Source organism: Pararhizobium sp. (genome assembly GCF_035497515.1).
In the GTDB taxonomy this organism is placed as follows: domain Bacteria; phylum Pseudomonadota; class Alphaproteobacteria; order Rhizobiales; family Rhizobiaceae; genus Pararhizobium.
Genome location: NZ_DATJDJ010000192.1, coordinates 1 through 6,830, shown reverse-complemented (window position 1 = coordinate 6,830; position 6,830 = coordinate 1). Strand labels below are relative to the sequence as shown.

The following is a 6,830-nucleotide window of genomic DNA, read 5'->3' as shown; positions in this document are numbered from 1 at the left end:
TGGCGATACGTGCACGGAAGCCGTGACGGCGCTTGCGAACAAGCTTGGACGGTTGATAGGTACGCTTCGTCATTTATTTTAATACCGCGGTGTGCGGCCCTTCTTGGGTTTGCTTCTTAGCAAGGGAGCGTTACGTTCCGGTCACGACTTTGCACAGGGCAAGGGGACTTGTCCGGACGTGGGCGGCTTATAAGTGCAAAGGCCCGCGAAAGTCAATTGCTGGCGTGGGAAAGCTGGATTTTGCGCACTTCCGGGCGTTTCGCCGATATCGGGGCGCGTGCATCGTAACGTGGCGGCATTCCAGTGTTCGCCGCAATGAGCTAGTGCTAATGTAGAAGCTTAAACAAACTCCTAACGCACGATGGCTAGAATTTCACGGGTGCGGGAAGCGCTTCGTTAACCATCGGCATCTTAGTGTCATTCGACATTGTGCGAGCAGCGGGCTGCCACCTCCCGCCATCCTGGCTGCTCAAAGGAGACATTACCAATGAAAATTCGAGGCAAGATTTACCTTATTGTCGCTGTGATGAGCATGATTGCACTGGTCGTGACGGGTATCGCGCTGACCGTTATCACCCAGTACAACACCAAGCTCGTCCAGTTTGACAATGCCTCGGACCGTGCCTTTAACGGCGAGCATCTCAACCGTCTGGTGACCGCCGTCGTCATGGAAGCGCGGGGCATCTACGCTGCGCCGACAATCGAAAAGTCGACAGGCTTTGCCGAGGGCCTGGCGAAGAACCTCGACAAGATCGATGTCCTGCTCGCCGAATGGCGCCCACTTGTTCCGGCCGAGCAACTGCCGGCCTTCGATGCGGTGGTGAAGCGGGCGGCAGAATTCCGCACGTTCCGCACCGAAACAGCGCGACTGAGCCAGGAAGTTTCGCCGCAGGCGGCCAACGAACAGGGCAACAACGAACTCAACCGTGCCAACCGCAAGGCGTTCCAGGCAGAGATCGATGCCATCGTCGAAACCGACCGTGCCGCGCTCGATGAAATCCAGGTCGAAGTCAATTCGATCGAGCAAAAGATGATCTGGCTGGTTCTGCTGACGGCCGGCTTCGGTCTCGTGATCGGCACCGGTGTTGCCGTCTATATCGGCACCAAGCTCAGCCAGCCGATTCTCCAACTGACCGGTACGATGAAGCATCTTGCCGAAGGCGACCTCGATGCCGACGTCCCCTTTGCCGACCGCAAGGACGAAATCGGCGAAATGGCGGGCGCCGTCGAAATCTTCAAGCGCAACGGCCTCGCCGTCCGCGAGATGAATGCCCAGGAGAACGGCCTGCGCCAGAAGAGCGCCGACTTGCAGTCGAGCGTCGCGGTCGTGGTTTCTGCTGCGGTTGCCGGCGATTTCACCCAGCGTATCGACAAGGACTATGGCAACGACGACCTCAACCGGTTCGCCGCCAGCGTCAACGAACTGGTCAACAGCGTCAACAGCGGCATCAACGAGACGCGCCGCGTCATCGCCAGCCTCGCCGTCGGCGACCTGACGCAGAACATGTCCGGCAATTTCCAGGGCGCCTTCGCGGAACTGCAGCAGAACGTCAACGACTCGCTGTCGACGCTGCAGAGCACGCTGCGCGAAGTCCGCACCACGACGGACTCGATCAACGGCAATTCGAGCGAACTGCGTTCGGCCGCCGACGACCTGTCCAAGCGGACGGAACAGCAGGCCGCGGCTCTCGAGGAAACCTCGGCGGCTCTCGAACAGATCACCGTCGCGGTCCGCAATTCAACCGATCGCGCCCAGGAAGCGACTGTCATGGTCACCGAAGCCAAGCAGAGTGCCGCGCAGTCGGGTGAAGTCGTGCGCAGTGCCGTCGACGCCATGGGCCGCATCGAGCAGGCCTCCAGTGAAATCGGGCAGATCACCAATGTCATCGACGAGATCGCCTTCCAGACCAACCTGCTGGCGCTGAACGCCGGCGTCGAGGCAGCGCGTGCCGGTGACGCAGGCAAGGGTTTTGCCGTCGTCGCCCAGGAAGTGCGTGAACTGGCGCAACGCGCCGCAAGCGCCGCCAAGGATATCAAGGGTCTGATCGCGAAGTCCGGCTCGGAAGTCGCGACCGGCGTCAAGCTGGTACAGGAAACCGGCCTGGTGCTCGGCGAGATCGAAACGCGGGTTCTGAAGATCAACGATCATATCCATTCGATCGCGACAGCCGCTCGTGAACAATCGACGGGCCTGAGCGAAGTCAGCACCGCCGTCAACCAGATGGATCAGGTGACCCAGCAGAACGCCGCCATGGTGGAAGAGGCGAATGCCGCGACCCACAAGCTGTCCAGCGAAGCTGACAGCCTGGCGCGCCTGATCTCGCACTTCAAGCTCGACGACGGGGCAACAGCACGCCGCGCCGCTGTCGCATCGGTCCGCGAGACCACCCGTCCGGTCGCATCGCCGGCCCGCAAGATCATGGGCACCGTTGCCCGTGCCTTCGGCGGTGGTGGCGCTGCCGCAAGCGCTGCGGTCGCCAGGGACAATTGGGAAGAATTCTGATCCGGGGTTCCGTATCCGATCCGAACAGAAGCCCGCGGCGATCTCCGATCGTCGCGGGCTTTGCACTTTTGGCCTCTCGATCACGGCGACGTTTTTGAGCGCGATCATTCGTTATTGGTCCCGTCAACGCTTTCCGACTAATGCTGCTCGGCAACGAAGAGACGGGATGGCATGAAGCAGCAGGATACCGACAGGGGAGGCCAAGTGGCGACGACGGAGGTGAAGAACCTGCCGGCGCAGCCGGTGCATTCCCTTGCCTTGCGGATGACGCCGCTTCTTTTTCTGTTCGCCGGGCTCGGCATCGCCTATGGATTGGGCCTGCACAGATATGTCTCGCTCGACTGGCTGGCGAACCAGCGGCAGGTATTGCACGATTTCGTCGCGGCCTATCCGCTGCGCGCAACAGCGTTGTTCTTCCTCGTCTATGTCGCGGTCGTCGCGCTTTCCATTCCAGCCGCATCGGTGCTGACGATCTTCGCGGGCTTCCTGTTCGGCTGGCTGACCGGCGGGATCATCGTTGTCGTTGCGGCGACGGTCGGCTCGTGCCTGCTGTTCGCGGCTGCTCACACAGCGTTCGGTGATATCCTGCGGCAACGGGCAGGACCGTTTCTTGGCCGTTTCGCCCAGGGTTTCTCGAAGAATGCCTTCAGCTATCTGTTGGTCCTGCGCCTGGCGCCGATCTTCCCGTTTTTCGTCGTCAATATCGCGCCGGCCTTCTTCGCCGTCAGCCTGCGAACGTTTGCCGCCGCCACCGTCGTCGGCATCATTCCCGGGACCTTCGTCTACACCTGGCTTGGCCGGGGATGCGAACGGGTCATCGAGGACGCGGCGGGCAGGGACCAGCCGCTGATGCTCTCCGATTTTCTCGTTCCCGAGATGACGTTCGCCCTGATGGCATTCGCCGTCATTGCCGCGCTGCCGCTGATCGTGCAATTTGTACGAGAGAAAAAGCGATCGGCTGCCCATGGCGGAAGAAACTGAAACCACGATCAAAAACCTGTCTCCCGACATTTGCGTGATCGGCGGCGGCTCCGCAGGCCTGTCGGTCGCTGCCGGTGCCGCCGCCTTCGGTGCGCCGGTGGTGCTGATCGAGCGCGATCGCATGGGCGGCGATTGCCTGAACCACGGTTGCGTTCCCTCCAAGGCGTTGATCGCGGCGGCAAGACATGCGCATGCGGTCCGCGAGGCCGCGGCCTTCGGGGTTATCGCCGGCGAGCCGGTCATCGACTTCGAAAAGGTGCATGCGCATGTACAATCGGTCATCGCCGCGATCGCGCCGAATGATTCGGTCGAGCGCTTCACCGCCATGGGCGTGCGGATCATCAAGGCCGAGGCGCGGTTTCTCGATGCCGACACGGTGGAGGCCGGCGGCTTTTCCATCCGCGCCCGCCGTTTCGTCATCGCCACCGGCTCCAGCACCATCCTGCCGCCGATTCCCGGCCTTGCCGAACTCGATTATCTCACCAATGAAAGCCTGTTCGACCTCAAGCGCCTGCCGGAGCATCTGCTGATTATCGGAGCAGGTCCCGTCGGCCTGGAGATGGCGCAGGCGCATAGGAGGCTGGGGGCGAAGGTGACCGTCATCGACGTCCGCGAGGCGCTTTCCGGCGAGGATACGGAACTGGCGCGTATCGTCACCGATCGGCTGCGCGGCGAGGGCATCACGCTTTTCGAAAACACGCATGTGCTTGCCGCCGGGCAGACGGCGCATGGGGTCTGGCTGCAATGCGAAAACGGCAGGGGCGCGCATATGGTGGAGGGGAGCACCGTGCTGCTCGCCGCCGGGCGTCGCGGCAATACAGCAGGCCTTGATCTTGCTGTGGCCGGCATCCGCGAGACGGCCAGGGGCATCGCGGTGGACAGGCGCCTGCGCACCGACAACCGGCGCGTCTATGCGATCGGCGATGTGGCCGGAGGGCCGCAATTCACCCATATGGCCGGCTATCACGCCTCGCGGGTTCTCCGCGAAATCCTGTTCCGGCTGCCGGCGCGGGAAAACCGCGATATAATTCCGCGCGCCATCTTCACCGATCCGGAAATCGCCTCAGTCGGTCTTTGCGAAGACGAGGCTCGCCGGCGTTTCGGCCATGTCGATGTCCTGCGCTGGCCCTACTCGGAGAACGACCGCGCGCAGGCGGAACGGGCGACAACCGGCCTGATCAAGATCATCGCCGGCCGGGGCGGCCGGGTTCTCGGCGTCAGCATCGTCGGGACGGGGGCTGCCGAGATGATCAACATGTGGCAAATGGTGATCGCCAACGGCCAGGGGCTCAGGCATGTGCGCAATGTCATCGCGCCCTATCCGACGATGACGGAGATTGGAAAGCGCGCCGTCATCGCCTATTATACGCCGATGACGCGAAAGCCGTTTGTCCGGGCGATCATCCGGTTTCTGCGGCGTTTCGGTTAGGGCGACGGAACATCGACATGGCAGCAGACACGACAGAAACCGCAACGGCGAACCCGTCCGTTATCCGCCCGCACTTGGCGAAGGCTGGTTTCTATCGCGGCCTGTCCGGCAAGCTGCTGCTTCTCACCGTCTTCTTCGTGATGCTTGCAGAAGTGCTGATCTTCGTGCCGTCGGTTGCCAACATGCGTATCCGCTGGCTGGAAGACCGGCTGAACACGGCCGCCGCCGCCGGGGTCGTCGTCGACGGACTGCAGGGCGTGGAACTGCCCCGCCTGGTGCAGGAAGAAACCCTGATGGCGACCGGCACCAAGGCGATCGTCCTGCGCCGCAAGGAGGAATCGCGGCTGATCGCGGCGGTGGACATGCCGCCGGAAATCGATGCGCAATACGACGTTGCGGCGATGACGCCGCTTGTCGCCATTCGCGATGCCTTCGACACGCTGGTGTTCGGCGGCGACAAGATCGTGCGGATTTACGGGCCGGTCGGCGACAGCGATGCCGTGATCGAGGTAGTGATGTCGGACAAAAGCCTGCGCACGGCGATGCTCGTCTATTCCCGCAACGTCTTTTTCCTGTCGATCGCCATTTCGCTGTTCACCGCAACGCTGATCTTCCTCGCCATCAACCGGCTGATGATCGTGCCGATCCGCCGGATGACCGGCAACATGCAGGAATTTTCCGCCGAACCCTCGGATCCGGGCCGCGTGCTCGAACCGGCGCCCGGCCGCGACGAACTGTCGATCGCCGGTCAGCACCTGGCGGCGATGCAGCAGCAATTGCAGAAAACCCTGAAGCAGCAGAAGAACCTTGCCGATCTCGGCCTCGCCGTCTCCAAGATCAACCACGACATGCGCAATATCCTGTCCTCGGCGCAGCTGATCTCCGACCGCCTCGCCGATGTCGACGATCCGATCGTCAAGCGCTTTGCCCCGACGCTTTTGCGCACCATCGACCGTGCCGTCGGCTATACGACCGAGGTCCTCTCCTATGGCCGCACCACCGAGCCAGAGCCGCACCGCCGCTTCCTGCGTCTGCGACCGCTGGTGAGCGACGTCGGCGAGATGCTGGCGATCGACCCCAATGCCGGTATCGAGTTCCATATCCAGATCCCCGACGACCTGCAGGTCGATGCCGACAGCGAGCAGCTGTTCCGCGTCGTCCACAATATCTGCCGCAACGCGGTGCAAGCGCTGATGAACGATGGCAGTAACGGATTGCCGCGAACCATCAGCGTCTCGGCCATGCGCACCGGCAGTGTCGTCAGCATCTCCGTCGATGATACCGGCCCCGGCATGGCGCCGAAGGCCCGCGAAAACCTGTTTGCCGCCTTCCGCGGCTCGGCCCGCTCCGGCGGAACCGGCCTCGGCCTGGCGATTGCCCGCGAACTGGTGCTTGCCCATGGCGGCACGATCGCGCTTGTCGAGAAGGCCACGCCCGGCACGCTGTTCCGCATCGAACTGCCCGACCGCCCGGTGCCGCTCGACGCTTTCCGCTCCAAGGCGCGCCACTGATCTCCAGCCGTTGGAAATCGGGCCGCGAACGATGCATGCCATGGCATATGGAAAGCTGTGTGAAAGGAATCTTTCCACGGATTCAAAGGCATAATCGGACATTTCGCGCAAAAAAGAATATTTCTGCGCAAATTCGCTTGCAATCCCCGATGGGACGTTTTAGAGGATCGCCACGCAAGCGGTTCATCGCCGCAGCAGGTTGCACCCGTAGCTCAGCTGGATAGAGCACCAGACTACGAATCTGGGGGTCGGGCGTTCGAATCGCTCCGGGTGCGCCATTTCAGAACAGAACTATGAACGCCGAACGCCGCCGTTTCTACGCTTGAAGCGGCGACCAACGTTCGCAGCAGTTCCGACTTCGATCCCATGATGCGAACCTCGTCGTCGGCAACCTCGACACGCTGCG

Annotated in this window: 5 protein-coding genes and 1 tRNA gene; 5 read left to right on the top strand and 1 reads right to left on the bottom strand. The window is 62.3% G+C overall.

Going from position 1 to position 6,830, the window contains the following annotated elements; translation table 11 throughout:
• Positions 1-73: 50S ribosomal protein L34 (rpmH, locus tag VL202_RS20500; RefSeq protein WP_325465924.1), on the bottom strand; the 73-nt coding region annotated here is incomplete at its 3' end.
• 414 nt (positions 74-487) lie between these two features.
• On the opposite strand from rpmH, the gene VL202_RS20495 reads away from it, so the two are divergent.
• The 5 genes from VL202_RS20495 to VL202_RS20475 all read left to right on the top strand — a co-directional run bounded on the left by VL202_RS20495 (position 488) and on the right by VL202_RS20475 (position 6,702).
• Positions 488-2,503 (top strand): methyl-accepting chemotaxis protein, encoded by a 2,016-nt coding sequence (locus VL202_RS20495; RefSeq protein ID WP_325465923.1) that lies wholly within the window; start codon positions 488-490, stop codon positions 2,501-2,503.
• Positions 2,504-2,674: 171 nt separating this feature from the next.
• A complete protein-coding gene (locus VL202_RS20490) occupies positions 2,675-3,484 on the top strand; it encodes a TVP38/TMEM64 family protein (protein WP_325465922.1) in 810 nt (269 codons plus the stop codon).
• Positions 3,468-4,913 carry a dihydrolipoyl dehydrogenase family protein gene (locus VL202_RS20485; RefSeq protein WP_325465921.1) on the top strand — a complete coding sequence of 482 codons (1,446 nt, stop codon included), beginning with the start codon at positions 3,468-3,470 and terminating at the stop codon, positions 4,911-4,913. Before VL202_RS20490 ends, VL202_RS20485 begins: the two co-directional genes overlap by 17 nt.
• Before the next feature lie 17 nt (positions 4,914-4,930).
• Positions 4,931-6,424 (top strand): HAMP domain-containing sensor histidine kinase, encoded by a 1,494-nt coding sequence (locus tag VL202_RS20480; protein ID WP_325465920.1) that lies wholly within the window; start codon positions 4,931-4,933, stop codon positions 6,422-6,424.
• Positions 6,425-6,625: 201 nt separating this feature from the next.
• A tRNA-Arg gene (locus VL202_RS20475) sits at positions 6,626-6,702 on the top strand.
• Positions 6,703-6,830: the final 128 nt, after the last annotated feature.

What these genes read in the sequence shown, in the direction of transcription:
- VL202_RS20485 (WP_325465921.1), top strand. Translation starts at nt 3,468, where the DNA reads ATGGCGGAAGAAACTGAAACCACGATCAAAAACCTGTCTCCCGACATT.
- VL202_RS20495 (WP_325465923.1), top strand. Translation starts at nt 488, where the DNA reads ATGAAAATTCGAGGCAAGATTTACCTTATTGTCGCTGTGATGAGCATG.
- VL202_RS20490 (WP_325465922.1), top strand. Translation starts at nt 2,675, where the DNA reads ATGAAGCAGCAGGATACCGACAGGGGAGGCCAAGTGGCGACGACGGAG.
- VL202_RS20480 (WP_325465920.1), top strand. Translation starts at nt 4,931, where the DNA reads ATGGCAGCAGACACGACAGAAACCGCAACGGCGAACCCGTCCGTTATC.